Source organism: Paraburkholderia sp. BR14374 (assembly GCF_040948685.1).
Lineage (GTDB): Bacteria > Pseudomonadota > Gammaproteobacteria > Burkholderiales > Burkholderiaceae > Paraburkholderia > Paraburkholderia youngii.
On sequence record NZ_JBFPKF010000014.1, the window covers coordinates 51,089 to 76,340 of the forward strand.

22 protein-coding genes and 1 pseudogene are annotated in these 25,252 nt (G+C 60.6%); 13 read left to right on the forward strand and 10 right to left on the reverse strand.

Translation table 11 applies throughout. From position 1 onward, the window contains the following. Positions 1-2 precede the first annotated feature (2 nt). The 3 genes and pseudogenes from AB3X86_RS26750 to AB3X86_RS26760 all read right to left on the reverse strand — a co-directional run. Positions 3-788, reverse strand: coding sequence for an ABC transporter ATP-binding protein (locus AB3X86_RS26750; protein WP_368598333.1), 786 nt, complete (start codon positions 786-788; stop codon positions 3-5). Beyond that, positions 782-1,807: an ABC transporter permease gene (locus AB3X86_RS26755; protein ID WP_368598334.1), complete on the reverse strand. Its 1,026-nt coding sequence runs from the start codon at positions 1,805-1,807 to the stop codon at positions 782-784. Before AB3X86_RS26755 ends, AB3X86_RS26750 begins: the two co-directional genes overlap by 7 nt. A 29-nt stretch (positions 1,808-1,836) precedes the next feature. Further along, a pseudogene (locus tag AB3X86_RS26760) lies at positions 1,837-2,535 on the reverse strand (ABC transporter substrate-binding protein); the annotation flags it as partial. Between the two features lie 724 nt (positions 2,536-3,259). Here AB3X86_RS26760 and AB3X86_RS26765 point away from each other — a divergent pair. Then, entirely contained in the window at positions 3,260-4,933 is a 1,674-nt protein-coding gene (locus tag AB3X86_RS26765; RefSeq protein ID WP_368598335.1) for an APC family permease, read from the forward strand. Positions 4,934-4,965: 32 nt separating this feature from the next. Here the strand turns inward: AB3X86_RS26765 and AB3X86_RS26770 are convergent, their stop codons facing one another. Next, positions 4,966-5,877, reverse strand: coding sequence for a bifunctional 5,10-methylenetetrahydrofolate dehydrogenase/5,10-methenyltetrahydrofolate cyclohydrolase (locus AB3X86_RS26770; protein WP_368598336.1), 912 nt, complete (start codon positions 5,875-5,877; stop codon positions 4,966-4,968). A 506-nt stretch (positions 5,878-6,383) separates the two neighbouring features. Between AB3X86_RS26770 and AB3X86_RS26775 the strand changes: the two genes are divergently transcribed. The 5 genes from AB3X86_RS26775 to AB3X86_RS26795 all read left to right on the forward strand — a co-directional run bounded on the left by AB3X86_RS26775 (position 6,384) and on the right by AB3X86_RS26795 (position 9,810). After that, positions 6,384-6,719: a hypothetical protein gene (locus AB3X86_RS26775; protein ID WP_368598337.1), complete on the forward strand. Its 336-nt coding sequence runs from the start codon at positions 6,384-6,386 to the stop codon at positions 6,717-6,719. A 123-nt stretch (positions 6,720-6,842) separates the two neighbouring features. Next, positions 6,843-7,223: a hypothetical protein gene (locus AB3X86_RS26780; RefSeq protein ID WP_368592561.1), complete on the forward strand. Its 381-nt coding sequence runs from the start codon at positions 6,843-6,845 to the stop codon at positions 7,221-7,223. Between the two features lie 181 nt (positions 7,224-7,404). After that, on the forward strand, positions 7,405-8,799 hold the full coding sequence (locus AB3X86_RS26785; RefSeq protein ID WP_176125227.1) for an APC family permease: 1,395 nt from the start codon (positions 7,405-7,407) through the stop codon (positions 8,797-8,799). Continuing rightward, positions 8,796-9,527, forward strand: a complete 732-nt coding sequence (locus AB3X86_RS26790; RefSeq protein ID WP_368598338.1) for a hypothetical protein — start codon at positions 8,796-8,798, stop codon at positions 9,525-9,527. Before AB3X86_RS26785 ends, AB3X86_RS26790 begins: the two co-directional genes overlap by 4 nt. After that, positions 9,514-9,810 carry a hypothetical protein gene (locus AB3X86_RS26795; protein ID WP_176125228.1) on the forward strand — a complete coding sequence of 99 codons (297 nt, stop codon included), beginning with the start codon at positions 9,514-9,516 and terminating at the stop codon, positions 9,808-9,810. The genes AB3X86_RS26790 and AB3X86_RS26795 overlap by 14 nt, the downstream gene beginning before the upstream one ends. Before the next feature lie 28 nt (positions 9,811-9,838). Here the strand turns inward: AB3X86_RS26795 and AB3X86_RS26800 are convergent, their stop codons facing one another. After that, the gene (locus tag AB3X86_RS26800; RefSeq protein WP_368598339.1) at positions 9,839-11,719 is read right to left on the reverse strand and encodes a PAS domain-containing protein; all 1,881 of its coding nucleotides are present in this window, start codon (positions 11,717-11,719) and stop codon (positions 9,839-9,841) included. Positions 11,720-12,217: 498 nt separating this feature from the next. Here AB3X86_RS26800 and AB3X86_RS26805 point away from each other — a divergent pair, with 498 nt between their 5' ends. Then, on the forward strand, positions 12,218-13,600 hold the full coding sequence (locus AB3X86_RS26805; protein WP_368598340.1) for a histidine kinase: 1,383 nt from the start codon (positions 12,218-12,220) through the stop codon (positions 13,598-13,600). Positions 13,601-13,961: 361 nt separating this feature from the next. Further along, positions 13,962-14,615, forward strand: coding sequence for a two-component system response regulator NarL (narL, locus tag AB3X86_RS26810; RefSeq protein WP_176383683.1), 654 nt, complete (start codon positions 13,962-13,964; stop codon positions 14,613-14,615). Positions 14,616-14,675: 60 nt separating this feature from the next. On the opposite strand, the gene AB3X86_RS26815 is transcribed toward narL, so the two are convergent. Genes AB3X86_RS26815 through AB3X86_RS26825 form a run of 3 tightly spaced genes read right to left on the reverse strand, consistent with a single transcriptional unit; the run spans position 14,676 to position 17,527 of the window. Continuing rightward, complete coding sequence (locus AB3X86_RS26815) at positions 14,676-15,443, reverse strand: HAD-IA family hydrolase (RefSeq protein WP_368598341.1); 768 nt, start codon at positions 15,441-15,443, stop codon at positions 14,676-14,678. Between the two features lie 44 nt (positions 15,444-15,487). Further along, entirely contained in the window at positions 15,488-16,360 is an 873-nt protein-coding gene (locus AB3X86_RS26820) for a phosphoribulokinase (RefSeq protein WP_176125233.1), read from the reverse strand. A gap of 15 nt (positions 16,361-16,375) precedes the next feature. After that, positions 16,376-17,527 (reverse strand): fructose-1,6-bisphosphatase, encoded by a 1,152-nt coding sequence (locus AB3X86_RS26825; RefSeq protein WP_368598342.1) that lies wholly within the window; start codon positions 17,525-17,527, stop codon positions 16,376-16,378. A 133-nt stretch (positions 17,528-17,660) separates the two neighbouring features. Between AB3X86_RS26825 and AB3X86_RS26830 the strand changes: the two genes are divergently transcribed. Further along, a complete protein-coding gene (locus AB3X86_RS26830) occupies positions 17,661-18,632 on the forward strand; it encodes a LysR substrate-binding domain-containing protein (protein WP_368598343.1) in 972 nt (323 codons plus the stop codon). Positions 18,633-18,661: 29 nt separating this feature from the next. Here the strand turns inward: AB3X86_RS26830 and AB3X86_RS26835 are convergent, their stop codons facing one another. Both AB3X86_RS26835 and AB3X86_RS26840 read right to left on the reverse strand, forming a co-directional pair. Beyond that, positions 18,662-19,075, reverse strand: coding sequence for a dihydroneopterin aldolase (locus AB3X86_RS26835; RefSeq protein WP_176383687.1), 414 nt, complete (start codon positions 19,073-19,075; stop codon positions 18,662-18,664). 39 nt (positions 19,076-19,114) lie between these two features. Next, the gene (locus AB3X86_RS26840; protein ID WP_368598344.1) at positions 19,115-20,038 is read right to left on the reverse strand and encodes a LysR family transcriptional regulator; all 924 of its coding nucleotides are present in this window, start codon (positions 20,036-20,038) and stop codon (positions 19,115-19,117) included. 301 nt (positions 20,039-20,339) lie between these two features. Here AB3X86_RS26840 and glyA point away from each other — a divergent pair, with 301 nt between their 5' ends. The 4 genes from glyA (at position 20,340) to AB3X86_RS26860 (ending at position 25,242) form a co-directional block, all read left to right on the forward strand. Then, entirely contained in the window at positions 20,340-21,662 is a 1,323-nt protein-coding gene (gene glyA, locus AB3X86_RS26845) for a serine hydroxymethyltransferase (protein WP_368598345.1), read from the forward strand. Positions 21,663-21,706: 44 nt separating this feature from the next. Next, on the forward strand, positions 21,707-22,954 hold the full coding sequence (locus AB3X86_RS26850) for an aminotransferase class V-fold PLP-dependent enzyme (protein WP_368598346.1): 1,248 nt from the start codon (positions 21,707-21,709) through the stop codon (positions 22,952-22,954). Between the two features lie 82 nt (positions 22,955-23,036). After that, the gene (locus AB3X86_RS26855) at positions 23,037-23,993 is read left to right on the forward strand and encodes a D-2-hydroxyacid dehydrogenase (RefSeq protein WP_368598347.1); all 957 of its coding nucleotides are present in this window, start codon (positions 23,037-23,039) and stop codon (positions 23,991-23,993) included. A gap of 61 nt (positions 23,994-24,054) precedes the next feature. Next, positions 24,055-25,242, forward strand: a complete 1,188-nt coding sequence (locus tag AB3X86_RS26860; protein ID WP_368598348.1) for a malate--CoA ligase subunit beta — start codon at positions 24,055-24,057, stop codon at positions 25,240-25,242. Positions 25,243-25,252 lie beyond the last annotated feature (10 nt).

Sequence of the window (25,252 nt, forward strand, 5' to 3'; positions counted from 1 at the left end):
GCTCAGGTGTCGAGGCCGAGCAGCCCCAGCACTTCGCGGCGCAACCTGACGAGATCGGGGTCGTCGCGATGACGCGGACACGGTGCGTCGTTGTGCACTTGCAAGACGATCCGCGCCGGGCGTTCGCTCAGCACGATCACCCGGTTCGCGACATACAGCGCTTCTTCGACGTCGTGCGTGACGAGCAGTATCGAAAAGTTTTCGGCCTGCCAGAGACGTACCAACTCGGACTGCATCCGGATGCGCGTCAACGAGTCAAGCTTGCCGAATGGTTCGTCGAGTACGAGAAGTTGCGGATCGTTGACGGGAGCGCGCGCGAGCGCCGCGCGCTGCGCCATCCCTCCCGAGAGCTGATGCGGAAAGGCTTTCGCGAACGCCGACAGGTCCACGAGTTCGAGCGCGGCATCGATACGCTTTGCCGCGCGCTGCTCACGCTGAGCCTGCGGACCGAGCGCCACGTTGTCGCGCACCGTGCGCCACGGAAACAGCGTCGGGTCCTGGAACACGACCACACGTGACGGGTCGGGTCCTGTGACGGTTTCACCGTCCGCATGAATGACGCCTTGCGCGGGAGCATCGAGACCCGCCACGAGCCGCAGCAAGGTGGACTTCCCGCAACCGCTCGGTCCGAGCAGCGCGACCAATTCGCCGGGTTCGATTGTCAGACTGATGTCGTCGAGCACGGGCAGCGCTTCACCGCGCAGCGCAAACCGATGTGTGACGTTGCGCACGTCGATGCGCGCGCCCCGCTTCGCGTGAGACGTTTGAGACAAAGAAGCGGCTACCATTTCAGCATTCCTTTTTGCCAGATGAGCAATCGGTCACGAACGCGGAACAGCAAGGTGATCAAGCCGGAACACATCAATGCCATCACCAGCAGCGCGGCATACATGTTCGGGTAGGCAGCCCACCCCTGCGCCCATTGCAGATACCAGCCGAGGCCCGCTTTCACGCCCATCATCTCCGCGACGATCAACACGGCGAACGAGGCACCAAGTCCCATGAACAGCCCGACGAAAACAGACGGCAACGCAGCGGGAATCGCGACGCGCAGGATCAGAAACGAAGGGTTCGCGCCGAGCGTGCGCGCCACGTCGTAGAACGCTGAATTGACGCTCGCGACGCCCGACCACGTGAGCACCGCAACGGGAAACGCCGTCGCCAGCGCGATCAGGAACACGCTCGCGCTGAAACTCGACGGAAAGAAGAAGAACGCGAGCGGCAGCCAGGCCGGAGCCGGCAGCGGACCGATCAGCCGCAGCACGGGATGCAGCCAGTAGCCGACTGCCTTCGACCAGCCGATGCTCACGCCGATCACGAAGCCCGTCAGCGCGCCCAGCACGTAGCCATATGCGAGTAATTCGAACGAATGTGCGACGCTCGCGGCGAGGCGTGGGAGGTCGTCCGCATAAACGGCGATCAACGCTTGAGGCGGCGCAAAGAATGGCCGCGGCAGCCATTCGAGTTGCGCGGTGACGACTTCCCATGCGGTCAATCCGATGGATAGCGCGAGCAGCCACGGCGCACCGTTGAGCCATGCTTCGACGCGCGCGCTTCGGGTATTGCTCGTACGCCAACCCGCGATGCATATGGCAAGCGACAATGCCGCCAACAGCAGCTTGAGAATCGACAGCTCGCGTGTATAAGGCCAGTCGTCAAGCGCGGGCCACCATCGTGTAGCGGCCGCGCCGCCGAGCCAGCCGAGCGCGGCCACCAACGCGACCAGGCGTTTGCCGTGCTCGCGTCCGTCGCGCTTGCCCTCTTCTGCGACACCAGCAAGCTCAAGCGTTTGTGTTTGCGTGGACATGTCATCGTGCTCCGTCGATCAATCCAGGTTCATGCGCTGGCAAGATGCGTCTCCGAGATCGCGCGCACGTCGATGCGGCGCGGCAGGATCGCATCCTGATGCGCACGATCCGCTACTTTTTGCAGTGCTGCGATATCGGCGTCGGTGACGAAATGCTGCTTGAGCGACGCGCGCTGCGTGATCTGCCTGGCGGCATCGAGCGGCGTGCGTGTAAGCGTCGCGTAGATTTGCGCGTAGGCGTCTGGATTCGCGAGCGCCCAGTCGCCCGCACGTTGATAGCGAACGAGCACGTCAGCGATAGCGGCATGCTTGCGCGGATCAGCCAGCGATGCGCTCTAAGCGGTGATAAAGCCCAATCCGCTATTGATGCCCGAGCCGTCGCGCAGGATCCGGCCGCCACGTTGCACAGCGATGCCGTAGTACGGATCAAAGGTCGCCCACACTTCGATCGCGCCGGATGCGAAGGCCGCAAACGCATCCACGGGCAGGATGAAGCGCACCGTCACGTCGTCTTTCGTGAGTCCGGCTTCCGCAAGTGCACCGTATAACTGGAACTGCGAAATGCTGCCGCGTGCCGACGAAACGAACACCGTGCGGCCTTTCAGATCCGCGATGGTGCGGATGGTTGATTTCGGTGCCACCAGCATGCCGAGTTGAGCGCCCGAACCGATGCGCGTCGCCACGATCTTCAGCGTCGGGTCGCCGACGGCGGCCGCCAGCACTGGCAGTACCGACTGCGCGTCCCGGTCGGACTGTAGCCTTCGACCGGTCGGCAGATTGACGATCAGCGCGCCGATGGGCCGTGGTGAACTGCGTCTGAACACATTAGTTCTTGAATTTCTGGCGCAATATCCGGAAATTGAAATTGAGCTAAACCTGACTGGTCGCGCGCGAGACGCAGAACAACTCGCATGGCTGCTGCGCACCTCCAACGCCTTGGTGAACGCACTTCGGCCACGCCTCGGCGGTTCGGGCAGTAGAGCTTCGTCCTTGCATCCGGCAGGCGCAGCTTCGCGTTCTCCAAGGCACGCCGTAGTGTCGGGCATGGCAGAGAAGCGTTCGCGGAGCGGCAACCGGCCCGCTCCTGAAAGCGGATGGAAGCCACTCATCAGACGGGTTCTCGTCGCCGCGTCGCCCGAGCGAAACGGCCCGTATAGCAGCTTAACTGCACTCGTAAGACGTTGGTACATGCAAAGTTGACCGGCGCCCCAGCCAACGTCCGTCTGGCAGTCAGAGTGACTGAAGGCCCGATTCGCTGTCGAATGGGCTCGCGCCGCAGAAGCATGATTTTTTTCCATCGGCACATGCGTGCTACATTCGGTTACCGACAAGCGCTCGCTGTGCCATAAGGCGCACACGAACCGTAGCGCACTCGCGCGATCGTTTTTTCCCTCAATCGACCAATGGAAAGGGGCATCCCACGAGGTGTCCCATCGGCAAAGGAAGACAGCAATGAGCGCGATTCCCGAACCCCACGCCCTCGAACCGCAAGGTTCGTTAAAAAGAAGCATAACGTGGACGGGCGCATTCTGGGTGGCAAGCGGCGCATCGGCGCTGGTCCTTTTCTCAATCGGCTCGATTGCCGCCACAGTCGGCAAACTCTCGTGGGCGGTCTGGATGATCTCGATAGGTCTCGGCTTTATCCAGTCGTTTTCCTATGCGGAGATTGCGGGGCTGTTCCCGCACAAGTCTGGTGGTGCCTCGGTCTACGGTGCAATCGCATGGGTGCGCTACGCAAAACTGCTCGCACCGCTATCTGTGTGGTGCAGCTGGTTCGGATGGTCGCCGGTGATTGCGATTGGATCCGGACTTGGGGCAGGCTATGTCCTGACAATCATGTTCCCGCCGGAAGCCGCAATCAATACCTGGCAGATCACACTCGTCAATCTCGACTGGTTGAGAAGCGGATTGAGCCTCCGGATCAACGCGACATTCATACTAGGTGCAGCGATTCTGCTTGTCACCTTTGCGATGCAGAATCGCGGCATCCTGCGCACGGCGCGCATCCAGATGACGCTCGGCGTCCTTGCGCTCATACCGCTGATCATCGTTGGCACCGTGCCCCTTCTGCATGCTGATCTGCCGCTTCACAACCTTTTGCCGCTCCTTCCGTTCGCGCGAGACGCGAGCGGACAGATCGTAGATGGCACATGGGGACGCGCCGGGATCACCCTGATGGCGGGTGGACTTTTCATCGCCGGCTATTCGACCTATGCATTTGAGACAGCCATCTGCTATACGCGCGAATTCCGTGATCCGAAGGTCGATACGTTCAAGGCCAATCTCTATTCAGGCCTGCTGTGCATCTTCGTATTCACGGTGTTGCCTCTGTCCTTTCAGGGTGTGCTCGGGCTGGGCCACCTGGTCACCCCTGAAGTCAAGGACGCAGCCGGGCACGTCGTGACACCGGCCGTCTATAGCGGCATGCTGGCCCCCGGCATCTATAGCGGTCTGGGTATCGCGAAGGCAATGGCACCGATGATCCACGGTGGCCCGCTTGTAGAACGCGTGCTCGCGGTCATGCTGGTGCTGGCGCTCGTGCAGGCCATCATGACAGCGATGGCGGGGTCCTCCAGGACGCTCTATCAGGCTTCGCGGGAAGGCTGGTTGCCGAAATACCTCTCATACGTCAATCAAGACGGTGCTCCGACCCGGGCGATGTGGACAGACCTGTGCTTCAACCTGATCCTCCTCTTGATGTCGGACTATGTATTCGTGCTGGCCATGTCCAACGTTGGCTATATCATCTTCATTTTTTTGAATCTGAACGCTGCCTGGATTCACCGGCGCGACCGCCCGGACTGGCACCGGCCGTTCCGCGCTCCTAACTGGCTGCTGGCGCTCGGAACGTTATTCTCATTCGTCAATCTCGGACTGCTCGGCATGGGGTCGAACATCTGGGGCTCGGGGACGCTCATTTCTGGCCTCGCTTTCGCCGCAATAATTATTCCCGTTTTTCTTTATCGCCATTACATCACTGATAAAGGGATTTTTCCCGAAACGATGATGGAGGACATGCATCGGACTGAAGAAGGCAAATCGAGCAGGCGTGCGGGACTCCTGCCCTATTGGACGATCATCGCGGGGGTCCTCGTGGTCGCTATCACGCGCAGTCTCGCGGTCTAATGACGATATACACGTTCAAGACACTGTCCCACTCAAACTGTCAACGTTGCGGCTGGTTGGTTCGAACGCGCCGCAGCGTTCAGCGTATTCAGCATCAACATCGCGATGGTCATCGGGCCAACCCCGCCCGGCACCGGCGTAATTGCGGTGGTTAGCGGCAACACGTTGTCGTAGTCGATGTCGCCGACGAGGCCGGATTCGCCATTGGTTCTCGTGACCCGGTTAATACCTACGTCAATTGCGACCGCTCCCTCTTTTATCCAGTCCGCTTTCACGAGCTTCGGGATACCGACCGCGGCAACGACGATGTCAGCCTGACGGCAAATGTTCTGCGGCTCGACCGTACGACTGTGGACGATGGTGACCGTGCAATCGTTGTGCATCAACAAGTTCGCCATCGGCTTGCCGACGATGTTGGAGCGCCCTATCACGACCGCATGCTTGCCGCGCAGACCATCGCCTAGCACCTGCTTTAGCAAATGCAGGCAACCAAGTGGCGTGCAAGGAACAATGGCTTGTTCGATGTCTCCCGTTCCCAAGCGACCCGCATTTGAATAATGAAATCCATCGACGTCCTTGTTCGGGGCAATCGCCTCGATAACAGCATTGGGATTGATTTGCGGTGGAAGGGGGAGCTGCACCAGGATGCCGTGAATCTCGGGATCCCGATTGAGGTCCCGTATGAGCGCGAGCAGTTCGACCTCCCTGGTGGCCTCGGGTAGATCGTACTGACGGGACAGAAATCCGCATTCTTCGGCACGGCGTTTTTTGTTCCGCACGTAGACGCTGCTTGCCGGGTCTCTTCCCACGAGAACCACGGCCAGACCGGGCCGTAGCTTTTCGGCCTGCACTTTCGCCTTGATTGACTCGACGACATTCGAGGCCGCGGCTACGCCATCGATGATGTGAGGCTGTTCAATAGAAGACGCTCGGTTGCTGTTCATTGGCCGGTTTCCGTGTCCGTGGATGAAGAAACATCATCGTTGCGCTGTCACGCGAATCAATGAGAAATGGCAGAGACCAACAGTAGCGAAGCACACCCAAAGCGTCAACGCCAATCACCTTTTTTTCTCGTCAGGGAACACGAGTACACCCTAAGGGGTATCGCCTCGAATTGCCGCTCACTCGCACAAGCGCTGCCGTCTCCCAGACAGGCAGGTCGAAAGCCCGCCCCACCACGACTTTAGGAATACTTTTCCCCTCCCCACGATTCGCCTCACCATCACGCGCATCGGTCGCGAACTCCGTCGAGCAGTACGAAACGCGAGTACCTCCAAAAAGGTAGGCGCAGTCACCCTTAAACGGGCTACCCCTTGCCCGTTGTTGACAAGGCCACCCGGACACACAGATATTGTCACGAAACTCTGTTGACCCCACAGAACCAGGAAGATAGCCCGATCAGTGATCTTTGCCGGAGTCTCCGGCGTAACCCCAGGAAGGAGTGGACGACATGGAACACGCAATCCGTAAGCGTATTGATCGAATGTTTTCCCGCGACAAGCGTATGGCGCAAATCGCTCTCCTCCTGTTGTGGGCGACCGTGGGCTATGTGTACTTTGCCGTCACCTCCCTGACTGCCGACGCGGCGGTTCGGCTCGCACTATCGATCGGCGCAGGTGCCGTACTGGTGTTCAATTCCGCATCGATCATCGCGATGATTCGCCACTACAGGGAAGACAAAGATCACATCTACGGCCTCGACATCCGTCACCTGGACGCAAACCGCGCTGCCAAGGCGGAGTTGGCGGGACGCGGCGATGGATCGTTTAGTCCTGCCGCCGACTAGGACTGCCTTTTTCACTTTTTTCTGCGCACGGCCGTGTCACACAGTTGCCCTGGTCGGCAACTGTGACGAACAGTATTTGCCTGCGTGCGCAATCCACAATACCGCCTGAAGAGGAGAATCATCATGGCAGCCGATTACGTACCTCCCGTGCAGAAAGGATTCGGACAGCTTATCGATAGCATCTTTCTGCTCGTTCTCGTGTACTGCAGCCTTCTCGCGCCCCTGTTGCTGAAGGCCCCCGACCAGGCTCCTGCAACGCAGGCTGAGAGCAAGCAGGTAACGTGGCGCGATTTGGGGCAAAACGCCACTATGGAAGGGCAATGGCGCAAGCTGGGTTTCGACGTGCAACAAGCGAAGCCGATCATTACCCAACGTTTCGACTATCAGATTGAACCCGTCTCGCTGATTGCGACGGCACTCGTCATCGTCGGGTACTTCGTGTTCGTGCTGCGCGTATCCGACAAGCAATACCGTCAGGTGATCGCGGAAAAATTTGGGAGGTGATGTCATGAATCTTTGGCAATGGTCGAGCAATGCCGCATGGGGCCTGTCCGTTCTCATCTTCGCTTGGATTCTCGTCGACGCATTCAGGGTTAGCCGTGAATACGACGATGATTTCCTGATGAGTTCCACGGAAGGGAACGAATAGCCACACAGTGTTGGCACAAACCACAGGGAGCCACTCATGAGTGACGCAGCAGGAGTAGCACAGACAGGCGAGCGCATCGCTTTGCTGAAGGTGTTGGGCCCAATTCACGTGTGGGCGCTTGGCGTCGGCATCGTGCTGGTCGGCGAGTTCATGGGTTGGAACTTTTCGGTCGCGAAAGGCGGCGCATACGGATCGCTGATTGCATGCTGGATCATCGGTCTGCTCTACACATGCGTCGCGATGATCGACTCTGAAGTGACTTCGACTGTCGCGGCAGCGGGCGGGCAATATACCCAGGCCAAGCACATCATCGGGCCGCTGATGGCGTTCAACGTCGGGCTCTATCTGGTGATGGCTTACACGATGCTCGAGGCTGCGGACGCGCTCGTGGTGGGCGATCTGGTCAAAGCAGTCGCCACGGATTCGGGCTACGCGAATTTCGATTCACGGCCATTTACACTCGTCACGATCGCCTGTCTCGCCTTGCTCAATTACAGGGGCGTGTTCGTCACGCTCACGGTCAACTTCGTCATCACGGCCATTGCGTTCCTCGCGATCGTCATGCTGTTCCTTGGCGTCGCCCCCTGGCATCCGGGACAAACACTCCTTCATCACGAGTTACTGACCCAGTTGCCGTATGGATGGCTGGGGGTCGTCGCAGCCCTGCAATTTGGCATGTGGTATTACCTCGGCATCGAAGGCACTTGCCAGGCTGCCGAGGAGGTTCGCTCCGCAGGCCGCTCGATTCCGCTCGGGACGATGTCGGGCATGATCACGCTGCTCGTCGCAGCTGCCATGACATGGTATGTCGCCACGGGCCTCATGCCCTGGGAGTATCTCGGCCAGGCGGTCACGCCCCTCTACGACGCCGCGCGGCTTACCGGCAGCAAGTCGTTGCAGGTACTGTTGTTCGTCGGGACACTATTCTCGGCCGTTGCGTCGGCGAATGGCTGTATCAACGATGCCTCGCGTGCATGGTTTTCCATGTCGAGAGACCGCTATATGCCGATGTGGTTCGGCGCCGTTCACCCCCGTTACCGCACGCCATACCGCGCGATCATTTTTCTCGTGCCGATCGCCATCTCTTTCGCGTTCACGGGCCTGCTCGACCAGGTGATCACATTCTCGATTCTTTCCGGCCTGCTCGGCTATACATTCATGTCGATCAACATCGTCAGGTTCCGTCGGAAATGGCCGCTCGGAATCATCAATCGCGGCTACATTCACCCGTTCCATCCGATTCCGTCGATCGTGCTGGCCATACTCTGCTCCGCGACGTACTTCGCGACCTATCTCGGGTACGGCACTTCTCTGCTGTCGATCATGGCCTTCTATATCACGGCGTCGATCTGGTTTGCGCTGCATCGCTATAAATACGTCAAGCGCGGCGAGCAGTTCACGATGGACTGGCCGCGTCCAAAGGACTATTGATCGACATTCTCCTTGCAAAAGCCGACGTGAACCCACGTGGAGCGGCCGATATGCACTCAACGGGTATTGCCCTTGCGTTACTGTTCCTGATCGTGCTCGCACTGATGTACCTGCGTAACGGCAAGGTACTACGAGCGGAGCGAGGCAGACTGTTCGACGCATGCCTCGCGCTGTTCGAGCAGCATCGCCTGACCCAGGACGGTGTCTCCTGGCCCGTGCTGGCGGGGTCCTACGATGGATACGAGGTCCATGTCGCCCCGCTCGTCGACGATGCTGCTTTCCGCAAGGTGCCCTCGCTTTGGCTGCTCGTCACGGTGAAGCGCAAATTGCCGATAAAGGGAGCGGTAGACCTCCTCGCCCGCGCGCAGAACACCGAGTTCTACTCCCCTGCCGACAGCTTGCCATTACGCCTCGTGCCCCCCGAGGAGTGGCCCAGCCAGACGACGATCAAAGCCGACAAACCCGCCACCGAGTTACCCCTTTCCGTACTGGACCCTCACGTTAAGCAATTCTTCGCGGATCCGCGTGCGAAGGAGATGCTCGTCACGCCACACGGCGTGCGGATCGTCTATCAGGCGCAAGGTGCGGACCGCAGTGAGTATCTCGTACTTCGTCGGGCCGTGTTTCGCGAAGCGAGGCTTTCCACAACGCTCGTTGAATCGCTGCTCGACCAGGCCGTGCAAGTGTGTGCAGATGTAATCAGAGGAGGTGTTTATGGACAAACCTGAATCGTCCCGTGCACGGCGTCCCGTGCATCCTTATCTAGTGCTGGTAGCGGGAGCCCTTCTGCCAGGAGCCGGTCAGGTGATCAACCGGATGCCCACGCGTGCGTTGATCATGATGTTCTTCATGTTGTCGCTAGGGTTCGTGACGGTGCAGCTTGCAGCACCCGGTCGGTCTTTCATTGGGCGAAATGCCGGGGGGATTTTCGTCTATGCAATTTCAGTGATGGACGCCTACTTCATCGCACGGTACAGGTGGGAAGCGTTTCGCGTGCGCGCCGTCGGGTAACCCGCGCCCGTGTCTTCCCAGCCACCTTTCACTCCCCGTTGCTGCGCTCACTCGCCCCTTGCCAACCTGAAGCGGACAGTGCGCGGTCGAGGATCTTTCTGGTGTCGGCCACGCCCGCCTCGATCCAACTGCACCCAATCTGCGTTGGAACCTTGAATTCGTGACCTTCTACCTTGATGGGATCATCAAGGAGTTTCTGCAGGCTGTTCCGTAGCTCCTCCAGCACCGCATCGGTGTCTGCCAACCCCCGTTCGGCGAAGTGTTGCGCACCGCCACAGCGGGCAAGTGCTTCTGCGCTGAAGTCGACCAGCAACACCGCGAATACGTGAGAATCCAGCAACGCAGCGCAGTTCAGTTGGCCCTGAATCGCTTCGAGCCTCCTGCCGATGGCGATCAGCACGCGATCGGCGTAATCCTGACCAAAGCGCGTCGCAACACGCTCCAGTTCTCCGACATTGATCGCGAAGATTGCACACGGCAGTGGGTTTCGCGACGACAGAGCCAGGGCAAACTCCAGGCGGCCGAGAAACAGCGGCAGACTCATGAGGCCCGTGGAATTCTCAAAAGTCTGGCTGCGCCGGGCGTCTTCTTGGATCACCTGCCTGCGCGCCACTTCCACGATGAATCCCTCCAGCCCCATCAGTTCGTCCCGGGCGGAATAGACACCGCATCCCTGATCCCAAACCCATTTGGTTTGCCCAGCGCGGTCGACAATCCGGTAAGTCAGCTCATAAGGCTTTCGCGCCACGATCTGCGTCTGCACCTCGTTCCAGACGAATTCGCGATCAGCGGGGTGGATCAGCGAACGGAAGGTCAGGCGGCTTTCATCGATCAGCTCGAAAGCCTCATAGCCAGTCAGTTCGAAGCAGCCTTCACTCACGAAAGCCATCGACCTGTCACGGTTATTCTGCCCCCGATAAATCATCGCGCGCAAATTGGACAACAGGGTGCGCAGGCTGCGTCGGCTGGCGCGCAAAGCTTCTTCGTGGCGTTCGCGGTTCGAGACGTCGATCGCAAGTCCGACGGCACCGACGAGCGCGCCTTCGTGATCGGACACTGCATGACAACGCAGTTCCACCTGCGCCATCGTGTTGTCGGCACGAATGAGTCGCGCTTCCCCGACCATTTCGCTCATGTGTCCGCCGAGCAGCGCTTTGAGCCGGGCGTTCAGGGTTTCTGCGTCCTCTGGATGAAAGAAGCCCGAAAATGGTCGCGGCTCCGGGTCGTTCCCGACGGCACGGACCAGGCTGCGCCACGCTGGATTCGAGAAGATCAGACGCAACTCGCGATCCACACGAAAGAGCGCCTGGGGCAGCTGGAGCACGGCATCCTGGCAATGTTGAAGAATTTGCAGCTCGCTGCGCTGAGCGTCCGTACTCGTGTAGGGCGCCGGAAATTGCAGCAGCGTCATACGCGAGTCGCGCGCACTCAGTGCCGTCACGGGTTGCAAACGGAAACTGCCGTCGCCGTAGGCGATCCGCAGCGACGCAGAGGTGCGCTCGCCCCCGTCGCGCGACTGCGTGAGCAGCGCCGTCAAATCCAATAAGGACTGCGGATGAACGAGGTTGCTGAACGGCATCCCGACGATCTCATCCGCGTACGGTTCCCAACGCGCGTACTTGAGGAAAGCGCTATTGACGAACACGAGCGCATCGTTGTCGAGTAACGCGGCGGGCATCGAAAGATTCGCAGCAAATGCGCGCAGATCAGGCAACTTGACTGCGCGTGCAACGCGTGGCGCCGTGCGGCGGGCACTGTAGGCCATCGCCAGCAGAAATGCGGCAAGGCATCCCGCCAGTACAATCGCGACGTACAATAAACCACTATTACCGGGACCGTAGCCAAGCCGGGGCAACACTAGCGCGGCGACCGCACCAAGAAGTATCGTGGTGAACAGATAAACCGACATGACATTTTCGCTCGGAAAAACACGATTACAGCTCGCGACCGGGTTCGGTGCACGTTATTACTTCATTCACCCATGAATACTGCCCGGTCTGAGGCCTCTTACCACTATCCGCTCTTTGCGAAGGTCTGCTCGCTGCTCGCCTGCATCGTCGGCTTGATCGCGCTGCTCTATGTGAGTGGATATATGCAGGCCAAAGGAAACGAAGGATTCCGGCAGACCCTCTCTACTCTCGACGAAGTCGCGCGCCTGCGAACAGCCGCCGCGAAACCACAGCCAGGCTCGCCAGGAAAGGCTCAAGCGCTAACTGAGCAGGCCGATTGGCTTGTCAGCAACGATACGCTACTGAACGACTGGAGGCAACGTGGCGCCCCGACGAAAGAACTCGCTAGCGCACTCGTGGCCGCGACTGCAGGGTCTACATCAGATAGTGCCCGCGGGCCGGATGCAAAAATTTCGGCACTACGTGCGCTACGTTCGCAAGTCGCTTACCAGGCGCAGGTGCAAAAGGCCGTGCTCGGGCTGCTGCAGGGCGCAACCGCTTGCCTTCTGGTTCTTGGCATCGTTGCGCTCGCAAGGGGTGCGCATCGCGCCTTCGTCACGCGACCAGCAGCGGCGCTACAGGCGCTCGCGGAATCCGGGCAGACAATCCCGCAAGGGGACGACGAAATCGACCGGCTTTTGAAGCTTCAGGCGCAACTTGCCGTTCGACTGCGCACCGAGCAAAGCGAGTCGGCGCAACTCAAGCGAATCGTCGAAGACTACATTGCATTTGCGGACCAATCGCTCGAGCTGCTTCACCACATCTGCGCGCAGCTTGCCGAGCAAGAGCCATCGGGCCGCACGCTCGAGGCGCTGTTGCAGCGTCTCGTCGGTGTGTTGCGCGCCCAACGTATTGCGCTGGTGGTCACCGAATCGACGGCCCAGCTGCTCGATATCGATCCCGTCGTAGCGCCGAACGGCGACGTGCCGCAGATCGTCAAGGCACGGGTCACGAACGAACTGATGACGCTTGCCGGCAACTATACGTCTTCTTTGCTGAATGACGGCGGGGTGTCGCCCCCGGTGCTTGCCGCCCCGGTACGCGTGCCGCTCGCAACCTATGGGGTTCTGATCGCGGAGGGCGAGCCGGACACGCGCTTCGAGCAGCGGCATCTGTATCTGCTGGAAACGATCGCCAGCGTGCTTGCACACGCGATCTCCAATGTCAGCCGCGATGTGCGCGACCGGCGTATGGCGCTTTTCGAGGAACGCAATGCCATTGCGCGCGAGTTGCATGACTCGCTCGCGCAATCGCTCTCATATATGAAGATCCAGCTCGCGCGGCTGCAAGCCGTGCTGCCGCCTCAACTCTCGCAGAGCGATGTCGCCGAAATCGCGCGCGCGATTCGCGAGGGCATCGACAGCGCCTACCGGCAGCTGCGCGAACTGCTCACGACCTTCCGCGCGCCAATGCATGCGCACGGTCTTGCGTCCACGCTCGAGGAGCTTGCCGAAGAATTCGGATCGCGCAGTGAGGTACAAATCTCGATTGACAATCGTGTGCCGCGCATGCGTCTCTCAGTCAACGAGGAAATGCATGTCGTGCAGATCGTGCGTGAAGCGCTGACAAATGTAATCCGTCATGCGCGCGCCACGACGGCGCAGGTGCAACTCATGTCGGACGGACTCACGATGACGGTGACGATCGAGGACGATGGCAAAGGTGTCACCCGCTCACGGGGCGACGAACATCACTACGGCCTCGCGATCATGCGCGAGCGAGCCCGCAGTCTCGGTGGACGTCTGGAACTGAAGCCCGCCGAACGCGGCTCGCGCGTGGTATTGAACTTCATCCCCGCAGCGCACAAGGCTCGCGCCATCAGTGGTGCCGGTGTCCGTTAGCGTAAATTCGTGAAGCTAACGCTCCGGGAGTAGCTCAGCCTACTCACAAGGAGGTAGAGACGTCCACCGATCCATCAAAGGGCGATTTCTTCGCCAGCCACGAAGGGTATCGCCGACGTGCCTTCTCCACCGCGTTAAATGGCGCCGTATTGTTGTGACTAAGGAAAACCCGCAAAGCGTCAGCATCGGGTAGGAATCTATTTTTTCCCATCGCGTCATGTTGCTAGAATGATTCAGGCATCAAGTTCGAACAACAAAAGCCTCCTCCATGTACTCGAGATCGCACTGCCGTGCGCATCACAGATGACGAAGCCGGGCCGATGTAGCTGGTCGATCTGGCATATGAGCCCAGGAAGAGCCGATGGTCACTAACACAGTACTTCTGATCGACGATCACGCGTTGTTTCGAAAGGGCGTCGCGCAACTCATCCAGATGAATCCCGCCTTCGAAGTGGTGGGCGAAGCAATTTCCGGAGAAGACGGCATCGAGATGGCCGTGCGCCTGAAGCCGGACGTCATCCTGATCGACCTGAACATGCCGCGCATGAACGGGATCGAAACGTTGGACCGCATGCGTGAAGCCGGCGTCGAAGCGCGTTTCATCATGCTGACGGTTTCGGATAACGAGCGCGACGTGGTGGCCGCGTTGCGCGCCGGCGCGCATGGCTATTTGCTAAAGGACATGGACCCCGAGGACTTGTGCCTCTCGCTCGAAAAGGCGCTCAGGGGATCTGCCGTTCTCAGCGAGTCGGTGACGGGCGCGCTGGTTCATGCATTGTCGGGTGGCCAGCGCCTTCCTGTCACACAGAACGAGCTGACCGCGCGCGAGCTCGAGGTCTTCGACTTTCTGGTTGCCGGCCTGAGCAATAAGGCCATCGCGCGCAAACTCGATATCAGCGTCGGCACCGTGAAAGTTCATGTTAAGCATGTGCTGCGGAAGCTCGATCTTCACTCGCGGCTCGAGGCCGTGCTCTGGCAGCGGGACCACGGCGCGCGCGCGCACTCATATTCATGAGGGCGCGGCGCGGCTTGAAACCCGCGCCGGCACATCGAGCTGCCACGCGCCTCGTTGAACTCAATTCGGCTGCTGCGCTTGCATCGCCCGCATAGGGATTCTCTGATCAGCATGAGTAGCACTATGCCCCTTGTGCAGACCGCCGAGCAATTCCGTCAGCTCGCCGATGTGGTGAATGACGCGCAAGCAAGGCAACTCCGATACCGGGTGATTGTGGCTGTATCCGTAGCTGACGCACACCATCGGCATATTGGCCGCCTGTGCCGCTAGCGCATCCGTCACGCAATCGCCAACGAATAGCGTATGGGTCGGGTCCACGCCCAGCGCTTCGCACGCCTGCAGGAGTGGCTCGGGATCGGGCTTACGCGGCAAGCGGGCATTTGCATCGACCACCATGTCGAACCATGCATGCAAGCCGAAACGCCATATCAGCGGATCGACGAAGCACGACTCCGAGTCGGTGACGAGGCCCAGCTTGAGACCCATCTCCCGCAAGCTGTCGAGAGTCGCTTCAGCGCCCGGGTAAAACTCGCTCAACTGATTCTTATCGCGGCAGATCTGATGATAGGACGCCTCATAGCGGCGCAGGACCAGATCCAGCGTGGCGGGGCGCGCATCGATGCCGAGCAGCGTCAGCGCGCGATCGACGAGGATCTCTGAACCGCCGCCTATCAACGTTTGCGCGACGCCAGGCGCGAGCAGGGGAAAACCGTTCTCGGCGAGTGCCCGGTTGAGCGCGTTGCCGATATCGGGCGACGTATGCAACAGCGTGCCATCGAGATCGAATAGCACGGCATCGATCGGCATATTGCGCGGCATGACTTGCATGTTCGTGTCTCCTGTCTGGTGAGTACGAGTGTTCCCGCGGATGGTCACGATGCCCGTTTCTGGCGGTCGATCATCTGCAGGATCATAGGGGTGAAGATCAACTGCATCGCAAGTCCCATCTTGCCGCCAGGTACGACGATGACATTGGGCCGGCTCATGAACGAGTCATGCAGCATGGTGAGTAAATAAGGAAAGTCGATGCCCTTCGGATTGGCAAAGCGGATGACAACGAAGCTCTCGTCGGCGCTTGGTATGTCGCGGGCTGCAAACGGATTCGACGTGTCCACGGTCGGTACGCGCTGGAAGTTCACGTGCGTTCTGCTGAATTGAGGGCAGATATGGTGAGCGTAGTCCGGCATGCGCCGCAGGATCGTATCCATGACAGCCTCCCGCGAATAGCCGCGCAGCGCCTCATCCCGATGAAGCTTCTGTATCCATTCGAGATTGATGATGGGGACGACCCCCACCAGCAGGTCCGTATGTTGTGCGACGTCGACGCCACGGCCGATAAAGCCGCCATGCAGCCCCTCGTAGAAAAGCAGATCGGTGGGCGGCTCGATGTCTGTCCACGGCGAGAACGTACCGGGTTCCAGACCATAAGGCGCAGCCTGGGCGTCGTCATGGAGGTATTTCCGTAACCTCCCCCGCCCCGTCGCCGAATACTCACGAAACAACTCGGCGAGTTCCTGCAGCAGATTCGCCTCAGGACCGAAGTGGCTGAACTGGTGACGGCTTTCCTCTGCAGCTTTCATTGCAGACTGCATGCCCGCGCGGTCGAAGCGATGAAATGCGTCGCCCTCCACGATCTGCACGTTCAGCTTTTCGCGCCGGAAAATGTGCTGAAAACTGTTCATGACAGTCGTGGTGCCGGCACCGCTCGACCCCGTTACCGCAACGATTGGATGTTTGATCGACATGCTCCCACCCCCTATCTACACGCGTGCTTCCGGGCGGAACAGGGAGCGCTCGTTGAAAAGCGGTGACGTGAATGGCGTGTCCTCGCCTCGATCGTGTTCCCAGTGATATCGCTCGATACGCTCGACTTCACGCTGGCTGCCGACGAATAGCGGCGTGAGTGCATGCGCATCGGCGTCGACATCGAATATCCGTGCACGCCCCGAGCTGGCAAGTCCGCCCGCCTGTTTGACGATCCAGGCGAGCGACTGCGCCTGATATAGCAACGGTTGACGTGTCGCCGCAATGGGCACCCGGCGCCTTTCGCACGGGAAAAGACACAGGCCGCCGCGCATCAGCGTGCGGTGCGCATCGGCCGCCAACGAATCGTTCCAGCGTGTGTCGAAATCGCGCTGGCGCACGCCCGCGCTTCCGTCACGGCACTCGTTCACATAACGCTGCACAGGCCGCTCCCACGAGCGCTCATTGCTGCAATTGATGGCGACCACAGGGCCTTGTTCGGGGATGCGCATTGCGTGATGCGTCAACATGAATTCGTCCCGTTGACGGCAAAGCGTGAACCCATGGGTGCCGCGCCCGACGGTGATCACCAGCATCGTGGAAGGACCGTAGAGAGCGTAGCCAGCGGCAATCTGCTTCGTGCCGACGATCTCGCAGTCACCGTCATGGCTTCGCGCCTCTGTCTGCCGTATCGAGAATACGGTTCCGAGCGCAACGTTCGATTCGATATTGGCCACACTATCGAGCGAACTGGCAAACAGCACATATGGCCCTGCCACCGCAGGATGCCGCGCCTGCTCGCAATGCAGCACAATGCCCGCTTTCTGCGCCCTGCACTCGCTCAACGCGATGAAGGCTTCCTTCGCGGCATCGCGGCACGACCCGCTATCTGGCGAGGCGCTCGCCACCTGTAGCGTCTGCGAATCGACGATCGTACCCTGTGCGATACGTGCCGCAATGATCTTCGTCGCTTGCGCAATGCCCTGAAGAACGTTACGCAGCGAGACGGCATGCGGATCCTGCTCGACGGCAAGCGCCTGCTCGCGGCCGGTGCCGAGGTGGGCCGCAAGAAAAACCCGCAGCGTCGGTTGGGTCACGATCGCCGCGGTGCGTCGATTTCCTGCGCCCACCGCCTGCGCATGCTCAGCTGATTCAATTCGTGCATTCATCGCTACCTCGATCGTCCATTGCTCGCCAGGACTGCTGACTAGAACGGTAAGCCAGCGCATACTCGGGGAAAACTCAAATGTTTTTACTTGCGTTTTAAGCGATGCTTATCTGTCGCATCCAGGAGTGCCGATCATGCTCAATCTCCTTCGCAATCTCACGCTGCGTCAGTTGCAGATCTTCTCTGCCGCCTCTCAATACGAGAGCTTCGCCCGCGCCGCGGAAACCATGCACCTGACCCAACCCGCCGTCTCAATGCAGATCAAGCAGCTCGAGGAGGCGATTGGAGTGCCTCTATTCGAGCGCATCGGCAGGCGCATTGCCCTGACGGAAGCCGGTTCGACGCTTTCTCACCACGCAAAGCGGATTCTCGGTGACATCAAGGATGCCGAAGATGCGATGCGTTGCCTTTCATCGGCGGATGGCGGCAATATCTCCATCGGAATCGCCAGCACGGCCCGCTATTTCATTCCTCGCCAGATTGCGCGCTACGTGGAACGTCAACCCAAGGTCGATATCAGCTTTTCAATCGGCAAGCGTGACGTACTGCTGCGCCAGTTGCAGGACAATGAGATCGACCTCGCCGTCATGGGCCGGCCTCCCGTCGAGCTCGAAGCGCACAGCGAGCCGCTCGCGTACAACCCGCATGTCGTCGTCGCGAGCACGAATCATCCTTTTATCGACGCGGCATGCTTCGACTTGCACGAAATGCGCAGCGAGACGTTTCTGATGCGTGAGCCAGGTTCCGATACGGAGGGCGTCGCGAGCGAAATGTTTCGCCATCATCTTTTCACTCCAGCCCGCACCCTCACCTGTGACAGCAACGAAACAATCAAGCAGGCGGTGGCCGCTGGCATCGGCGTCAGTGTGTTGCCGCTGCATACGTTACGGCTCGAACTGCTGACGGGCGAAGTGTCGGTCCTGCATGTCAACGGCACGCCCATTAACCGTGTGTGGCACGTGGTTCACATGAAGGCGAAGCGGATGTCTCCGACCTGCGTGGCGTTCCGCCGTTTTTTGATCGAGAAGTCTGGTGCGTGGCTCGAAGGGCAGTTCGCCGACCTCACCCCTCATGACCCGGCCGCCCGCCCCTTCGTGCAGATATGACGCGAGAACCAGGCGAGCCGATGTGCCGCTTACGGCCATCGTATGGTGCGCTCGATAGTCACGCCGACAGCCTTGACGTTTGCGAACTTCGCTGGCTTCGCAATTGAAATGCGCACCCAATGCGCGTTGAAATCGGCCAATAGCATCTGCGCAATCGACTCTGCCAGCGCCTCCAGTAATTTCACCCTGTGGTGCACGAGTTGCAATTGCAGCGCCTCATGAACCTTGCCGTAGTCGATCGTGTCGGCAATAGCGTCCGTATCGCATGCGTGGCTATGCGGTACCCCGGCCCACAAGTCGATTCGCACGGGTTGCAGCGCAGTCAGTTCATCGGGATCTATCCCGATGACGGTATCGCCCTGAAAGCCTTCGATGAAGATCATGTCCATCCCCGACGAAGCGAGGTAGGGCCTCGCCGCGAGGTTTTTGTCGATCATATTCATGTGGTTTCCTTTTCGCTATGGTCGCGGGAACTCCGGGGCCTAGACTTGCATTGCTACGCGCTCGCCCGCCTCTTGCGCCCCACTCATCAGGCTCTCCCTGAACGCCGACGCGGCTGAAGAAAGCTGCTTGGATTCTCTATGCACCAGATACAAATACCGGAGGATCGGAAAGTTCTCGACGTCAAGCACCTTCAGTCGCAAGGTTTCCAATTCGGCCATTATCGTTGCGAGCGCGACGACAGACAGTCCCATTCCCGCCTGCACGGCCCATTTGATGGCCTCATTGCTGCTCACTTCCATCCCGGGCCGCAAATTGATGCGATGCTCGGCAAAGAAGCGCTCTACCGCGCGGCGGGTTCCCGAACCCGACTCACGCATGAGAAAGGTTTCGCGTTCGATCGTGCTCAACGCGATGCGGCGCTCCCGTGCGAGCGCGTGATCGGGTGGCGCGATCATCACAAGCGGATTGCTCGCCACATGCACAGCGACCAGACCCTGTCCTTCAGGCGGGGCCCCCATGATCGCGACGTCCGTTTCGTTGGTAGCAAGCTCGTTGAGAACACACTCCCGATTTCCTACCGAGAGGCTCACCGTCACGCCAGGAAACGCGCGAGTAAATTTCGCGATCAACTGCAGTGCTAGCGGGTTGGCCGTGCCACTAACCAGGGACACTTTCAGCTTTCCTTGCTTCGTGTCGCGCAACTGGTCGAGCGACTCTTCGAGGACGGACAGTTGCTGTTGAAGCAGCCGCGTATGGTTGTAAAGCTCCTTGCCGGCCGCGGTCAGAAACACCTGTCTGCCGACCTGTTCGAACAGCGGCATACCGACGATCGCTTCGAGCTGCTTCAATTGCGACGAAACGCCTGGCTGAGTCAGGTGAAGCTCCCTGGCTGCGCGCGAAAAGCCCAGATGCCGCGCGCTCGCTTCGAATACCTGTAACTGGCGCAAAGTCAGATGCAGCATCGCTTTTCCTTGCCTCCCGAATGCCCGGGCCGCACGCTCGAAGCGGCCTGATTTCACGCCTCAACTCTATCAGCCGGACCTGGGCGCGCAATGCCCATGAAGAGGTACTCCGCAAGGCGAAAAGCCCGTCCTGCAAGGCTCGCATGCAGGGTTATGGGTCGAATAAGTAAGCCGAATGAGTGTTTCCGCGTGCATGGCGCTACGATCGTTTCACAGGAATGCCAACCAGCCGACCGCAGCAAAGCGGCAAGGGAACGCGCGGGTTGCCGAGTGAACGACTCCACTAAAGCGAGGTTCAGCCATGTTCAGCTACAAAAACACGATTGCGGTGACGGACCCTGAGCTGCATCGGGCCATCGCAGGCGAGACTCAGCGCCAGCAGGACCACATCGAGCTGATCGCATCCGAAAACTACACGTCGCCCGCCGTGCTGGAAGCGCAAGGGTCGCAATTGACCAACAAATACGCGGAAGGTTATCCGGGCAGGCGTTACTACGGCGGATGTGAACATGTCGACCTGGTCGAGCAACTCGCGATCGACCGCGCAAAGCAGTTGTTCAACGCCGAATATGCAAACGTTCAGCCCCACTCGGGCTCGCAGGCCAATCAGGCCGTGTATCTCTCCGCACTCAAGCCGGGCGACACGATTCTCGGCATGTCGCTCGCGCATGGCGGGCACCTCACGCACGGCGCCTCCGTCAACGTGAGCGGCAAGCTGTTCAATGCGGTGTCGTATGGCCTGAATCCGGATACGGAAGTCATCGACTACGACGAAGTGCGCAAGCTGGCGCAGACGCATCGCCCGCGCATGATCGTCGCAGGCGCGTCAGCCTATTCGCTCGTGATTGACTGGCAACGCTTTCGCGAGATCGCCGACAGCGTCGGTGCAACGCTGCTCGTCGACATGGCGCACTATGCCGGTCTCATCGCGGCCGGACTCTATCCCAGCCCTGTCGGCATTGCAGATTATGTGACCACCACCACTCACAAGACGCTGCGCGGGCCACGTGGCGGGCTGATTCTCGCCAATGCGCAAGCGGCGAAGGCAATCGACTCGACGATCTTTCCCGGCATCCAGGGCGGCCCCCTGATGCACGTGATAGCGGGCAAGGCGGCCGCCCTGCGCGAAGCGATGACCGGCGAATTCCGTCAATACCAGCAAGAGGTACTCCTGAATGCGCGAGTCATGGCGCAAACGCTTCAGCAACGCGGCCTTCGCATCGTGTCGGGACGCACCGACTCACACGTGTTCCTCGTAGACCTGCGCGCGAAGAATGTGACAGGCAAAGAGGCCGAAGCCGCGCTTGGCCGCGCACTCATAACCGTCAACAAGAACGCCATTCCCAACGATCCGCAAAAGCCGTTCGTCACGAGCGGCGTGCGCATCGGCTCGCCTGCCATCACGACACGCGGCCTGCGCGAAGCCGAAACGAGCGAGCTTGCCCATCTGATCGCCGACGTGCTGGATGCGCCCGCCAACGATCTCGTCATCCGTCGCACAGCCGACGCCGTGCTCGCCCTCACCGCGAGGTTTCCGGTCTATCGCGATGGGCCCGTCGCGACGACGCCCGGCGCGTCTGCGAACGACGACGCATCGGCCGCAACTGCGCGCACCGCGCACTGAAACCTCCAGACGATTTTTCACGACCACTACCCAAGGAGACAGTCATGTCGAACACGCCAGTCACGCGTATTCCGGGACGTAACATCCTCGCAGTCCCCGGTCCGACGAACATTCCCGACGCCGTACAACGCGCGATGGTCGTATCGATGGAAGATCACCGCTCGACGAAGTTTCCCGAACTCGCGCATGGTCTGCTTGCCGATCTGAAAACGCTCTACCGGACGGCAGACGGCCAGCCCTTCATCTTTCCGTCGTCAGGCACGGGCGCATGGGAAGCGGCTCTCACCAACACGCTCTCGCCCGGTGACCGCGTTCTCGTTCCGCGCTTTGGCCAGTTCAGCCACCTTTGGGCCGATATGGCGCAGCGTCTCGGACTCGACGTGGAAATTCTCGATGTCGATTGGGGCGAAGGCGTGCCCGTCGAACGGATCGGCGAGATCCTGAAGGCGGACCGCCAGCACACAATCAAAGGCATCCTCGCCTGCCACAACGAAACCGCGACGGGCGTGACGAGCGATATCCTCGCACTGCGTCGCGTAATGGATGACGCGAGCCACCCTGCCTTGCTGTTCGTGGACGGCGTGAGTTCGATCGGCTGCATCGACTTCCGCATGGACGAATGGGGCGTGGATCTCGCCGTGACCGGCTCGCAAAAAGGTCTGATGCTGCCTGCGGGACTCGGCATCCTGTGTGTGAGCCAGAAGGCGCTGAAGATGATTACGCAGGCGAAATCGCGCCGCTGCTACTTCGATCTCGCCGATATGGTGCGCGCCAACGCAACCGGCTACTTCCCTTACACCCCTGCGCTGTCACTCCTCTACGGACTGCGCGCAGCACTCGACCTGCTGTTCGACGAGGGTCTCGACCGGGTCTTCGCACGCCACCACTACCTCGCGTCTGGCGTGCGCGCCGCCGTCGCGGAAGGCTGGGGTCTGGAGTTGTGTGCAAAAGCGCCAAAGTGGCACTCGGACACGGTCTCGGCAATCGTCGTGCCCCAAGGGTTCAACGCCGCACAGGTCATCGACACGGCCTTTCGCCGTTACAACCTCGCGCTCGGCGCCGGGCTCTCGAAGGTCGCCGGCAAGGTATTCCGCATCGGCCACCTCGGAGACCTGAACGAACTGATGCTGATGAGCGCGATAGCGGGCGCGGAGATGGCGATGCTCGATGCCGGTATCGACGTTTGCGCGGGCAGCGGCGTGGGTGCAGCCGGACAGTACTGGCGCACCCACACGCAAGCCGCGGCAGACCCCGTCGCCAAGCCGGCGCTGCGCCGTGTCGCCGCGGCCTGATTGCGGCGGTCTCGATGAAATCTTCAGGCCGAGGCGCGTCAGATCGCAGTCCTTCCGATCACTCTATGGCAGGAATGACATCATGCAACACGAAATCGTCTTTCTCGACCGATCGACATTGAACGCCGATGTCCGTCGCCCGGCGTTCGAACATGGGTGGGTCCAGTTCGCGTCGACATCGTCGCACGAGGTCGGGCATCGGCTCGAACGCGCGACCATCGCCATCACCAACAAGGTGCCGCTGCGAGCCAATGTGCTCGAAAGGCATCCGTCGATCAGGATGATCGCGGTGGCGGCGACGGGCTACGACTGTGTCGATACCGAGTACTGCCGCGAGCGCGGCATCGCGGTCGCGAACATTCGCAACTACGCGACCCATACGGTGCCCGAGCATACCTTCGCGCTGATCCTCGCGTTGCGGCGCAACCTGCTCGCTTACCGCAGCGATGTGTCGCGCGGGCGCTGGCAACAGGCAAAGCAGTTCTGCTTCTTCGATCATCCCATCCGTGACCTGCACGGTTCGACGCTCGGCATTATCGGCGGCGGCGCTCTGGGCCAGGCAACGGCACAGATTGCCCGGGCCTTCGGTATGCGTGTCGTCTTCGCGGCTCACGACGCGAAGCGCCCCCGCTCGCCGGACCTCGAATACGTCTCGCTCGACACGCTGCTGCGCACGTCGGACGTCATCTCCTTGCATGCGCCGCTCACCGCCGCCACGCGCAACCTGATCGGACTCGACGAGCTGCGCCTCATGAAGCGTAGCGCTCTGTTGATCAACACGGCACGAGGCGGGCTCGTGTGCGAGGCGTCGCTTGCCACTGCACTCAAGGAAGGACTGATCGCGGGCGCCGGCTTCGACGTGCTGAGCCACGAGCCGCCTGTCGCGGGCAATCCCCTGCTCGAGCTCGATTTGCCCAACTTCGTCCTGACCCCGCACGTCGCCTGGGCTTCCGGCAATGCCATGCAGTTCCTCGCCGACCAGCTGATCGAGAACATCGAGGCATTCGCGCGCGGCGAGCCCCGCAACCTCGTGGTCTGAGCGCCACGGGACCACGCACAACCTCGCAACGCAAACGACGCAATCCACCGGAGACACCGATATGGACATTCACGAATATCAGGCCAAGGACCTGCTGGCTGGGTTCGGCGTGCCGATCCAGCGCGGCGCGGTCGCCTACACACCTGACCAGGCCGTGTACTGCGCGACGGAACTCGGCGGCTGGCATTGGGCCGTCAAGGCTCAGGTCCACTCCGGCGCGCGCGGCAAGGCGGGGGGGATCAAGCTATGCGAGACCTACCACGACGTGCATGAAGCGGCCACCGGTCTCTTCGGCAAGCGCCTCGTGACGGCGCAGACGGGACCGGATGGCAAGATCGTCGAGCGTGTCTACATCGAGGTCGCGGAGAGATTCGAAAGGGAAATCTATCTGAGCATCGTGCTCGACCGCAAAGCCGAACGCGTGCGCGTCATCGTTTCCGCACACGGCGGCATGGATATCGAAGAGGTCGTGCACACGAACCCGGAAGCCGTGCTCCAGACAGTCGTCGAGCCCGCCGTCGGCTTGCAGCCATTCCAGGCGCGCGAACTCGCCTTCGGACTTGGCCTGAACATCAAGCAGGTGAGCCGCGCGGTGTCCGCGATCATGGGCGCATATCGGGCATTTCGTGACCTCGATGCGACGATGGTCGAAATCAATCCGCTCGTCGTGACCGGTGACGATCGCGTCATTGCCCTCGACGCAAAGATATCGTTCGACGACAACGGCCTGTTCCGGCATCCGCACGTCTCGGAGATGCGCGACCCGACGCAGGAGGATCCCCGTGAGGCCGAGGCCGCTCAGTTTGGCCTGAACTATGTTGGGCTCGACGGCGATATCGGCTGCATCATCAACGGCGCCGGGCTCGCGATGGCCACCATGGACACGATCAAATATGCCGGGGGCGAGCCCGCCAACTTTCTCGACGTCGGCGGCGGCGCATCGCCCGAGCGCGTGGCGGCCGCGTTTCGCCTCGTGCTCTCGGACGGCAACGTGTCGGCCGTGCTCGTCAACATCTTCGCCGGCATCAATCGTTGCGACTGGGTCGCCGAAGGCGTCGTACGGGTGGCCCGGGGACTGACGGTGCCTCTCGTGGTACGCCTCGCGGGGACCAACGTCGAGGCGGGGCGACGCATCATCAAGGACAGCGGCCTGCCCATCATCACAGCAGATTCGCTGCTGGAAGCGGCGCAAAAGGCCGTCGAGGCCTCGAAAGCGCATCGTGCGCGCCGCGCGGCCAACCACAGATAAGGACTACCGA

Excerpts from the sequence above, each read along its gene's own strand:
- AB3X86_RS26750 (WP_368598333.1), bottom strand. The coding sequence starts at position 788 with ATGGTAGCCGCTTCTTTGTCTCAAACGTCTCACGCGAAGCGGGGCGCG.
- AB3X86_RS26755 (WP_368598334.1), bottom strand. The coding sequence starts at position 1,807 with ATGTCCACGCAAACACAAACGCTTGAGCTTGCTGGTGTCGCAGAAGAG.
- AB3X86_RS26765 (WP_368598335.1), top strand. The coding sequence starts at position 3,260 with ATGAGCGCGATTCCCGAACCCCACGCCCTCGAACCGCAAGGTTCGTTA.
- AB3X86_RS26770 (WP_368598336.1), bottom strand. The coding sequence starts at position 5,877 with ATGAACAGCAACCGAGCGTCTTCTATTGAACAGCCTCACATCATCGAT.
- AB3X86_RS26775 (WP_368598337.1), top strand. The coding sequence starts at position 6,384 with ATGGAACACGCAATCCGTAAGCGTATTGATCGAATGTTTTCCCGCGAC.
- AB3X86_RS26780 (WP_368592561.1), top strand. The coding sequence starts at position 6,843 with ATGGCAGCCGATTACGTACCTCCCGTGCAGAAAGGATTCGGACAGCTT.
- AB3X86_RS26785 (WP_176125227.1), top strand. The coding sequence starts at position 7,405 with ATGAGTGACGCAGCAGGAGTAGCACAGACAGGCGAGCGCATCGCTTTG.
- AB3X86_RS26795 (WP_176125228.1), top strand. The coding sequence starts at position 9,514 with ATGGACAAACCTGAATCGTCCCGTGCACGGCGTCCCGTGCATCCTTAT.
- AB3X86_RS26800 (WP_368598339.1), bottom strand. The coding sequence starts at position 11,719 with ATGTCGGTTTATCTGTTCACCACGATACTTCTTGGTGCGGTCGCCGCG.
- narL (WP_176383683.1), top strand. The coding sequence starts at position 13,962 with ATGGTCACTAACACAGTACTTCTGATCGACGATCACGCGTTGTTTCGA.
- AB3X86_RS26815 (WP_368598341.1), bottom strand. The coding sequence starts at position 15,443 with ATGCAAGTCATGCCGCGCAATATGCCGATCGATGCCGTGCTATTCGAT.
- AB3X86_RS26820 (WP_176125233.1), bottom strand. The coding sequence starts at position 16,360 with ATGTCGATCAAACATCCAATCGTTGCGGTAACGGGGTCGAGCGGTGCC.
- AB3X86_RS26825 (WP_368598342.1), bottom strand. The coding sequence starts at position 17,527 with ATGAATGCACGAATTGAATCAGCTGAGCATGCGCAGGCGGTGGGCGCA.
- AB3X86_RS26830 (WP_368598343.1), top strand. The coding sequence starts at position 17,661 with ATGCTCAATCTCCTTCGCAATCTCACGCTGCGTCAGTTGCAGATCTTC.
- AB3X86_RS26835 (WP_176383687.1), bottom strand. The coding sequence starts at position 19,075 with ATGAATATGATCGACAAAAACCTCGCGGCGAGGCCCTACCTCGCTTCG.
- AB3X86_RS26840 (WP_368598344.1), bottom strand. The coding sequence starts at position 20,038 with ATGCTGCATCTGACTTTGCGCCAGTTACAGGTATTCGAAGCGAGCGCG.
- glyA (WP_368598345.1), top strand. The coding sequence starts at position 20,340 with ATGTTCAGCTACAAAAACACGATTGCGGTGACGGACCCTGAGCTGCAT.
- AB3X86_RS26850 (WP_368598346.1), top strand. The coding sequence starts at position 21,707 with ATGTCGAACACGCCAGTCACGCGTATTCCGGGACGTAACATCCTCGCA.
- AB3X86_RS26855 (WP_368598347.1), top strand. The coding sequence starts at position 23,037 with ATGCAACACGAAATCGTCTTTCTCGACCGATCGACATTGAACGCCGAT.
- AB3X86_RS26860 (WP_368598348.1), top strand. The coding sequence starts at position 24,055 with ATGGACATTCACGAATATCAGGCCAAGGACCTGCTGGCTGGGTTCGGC.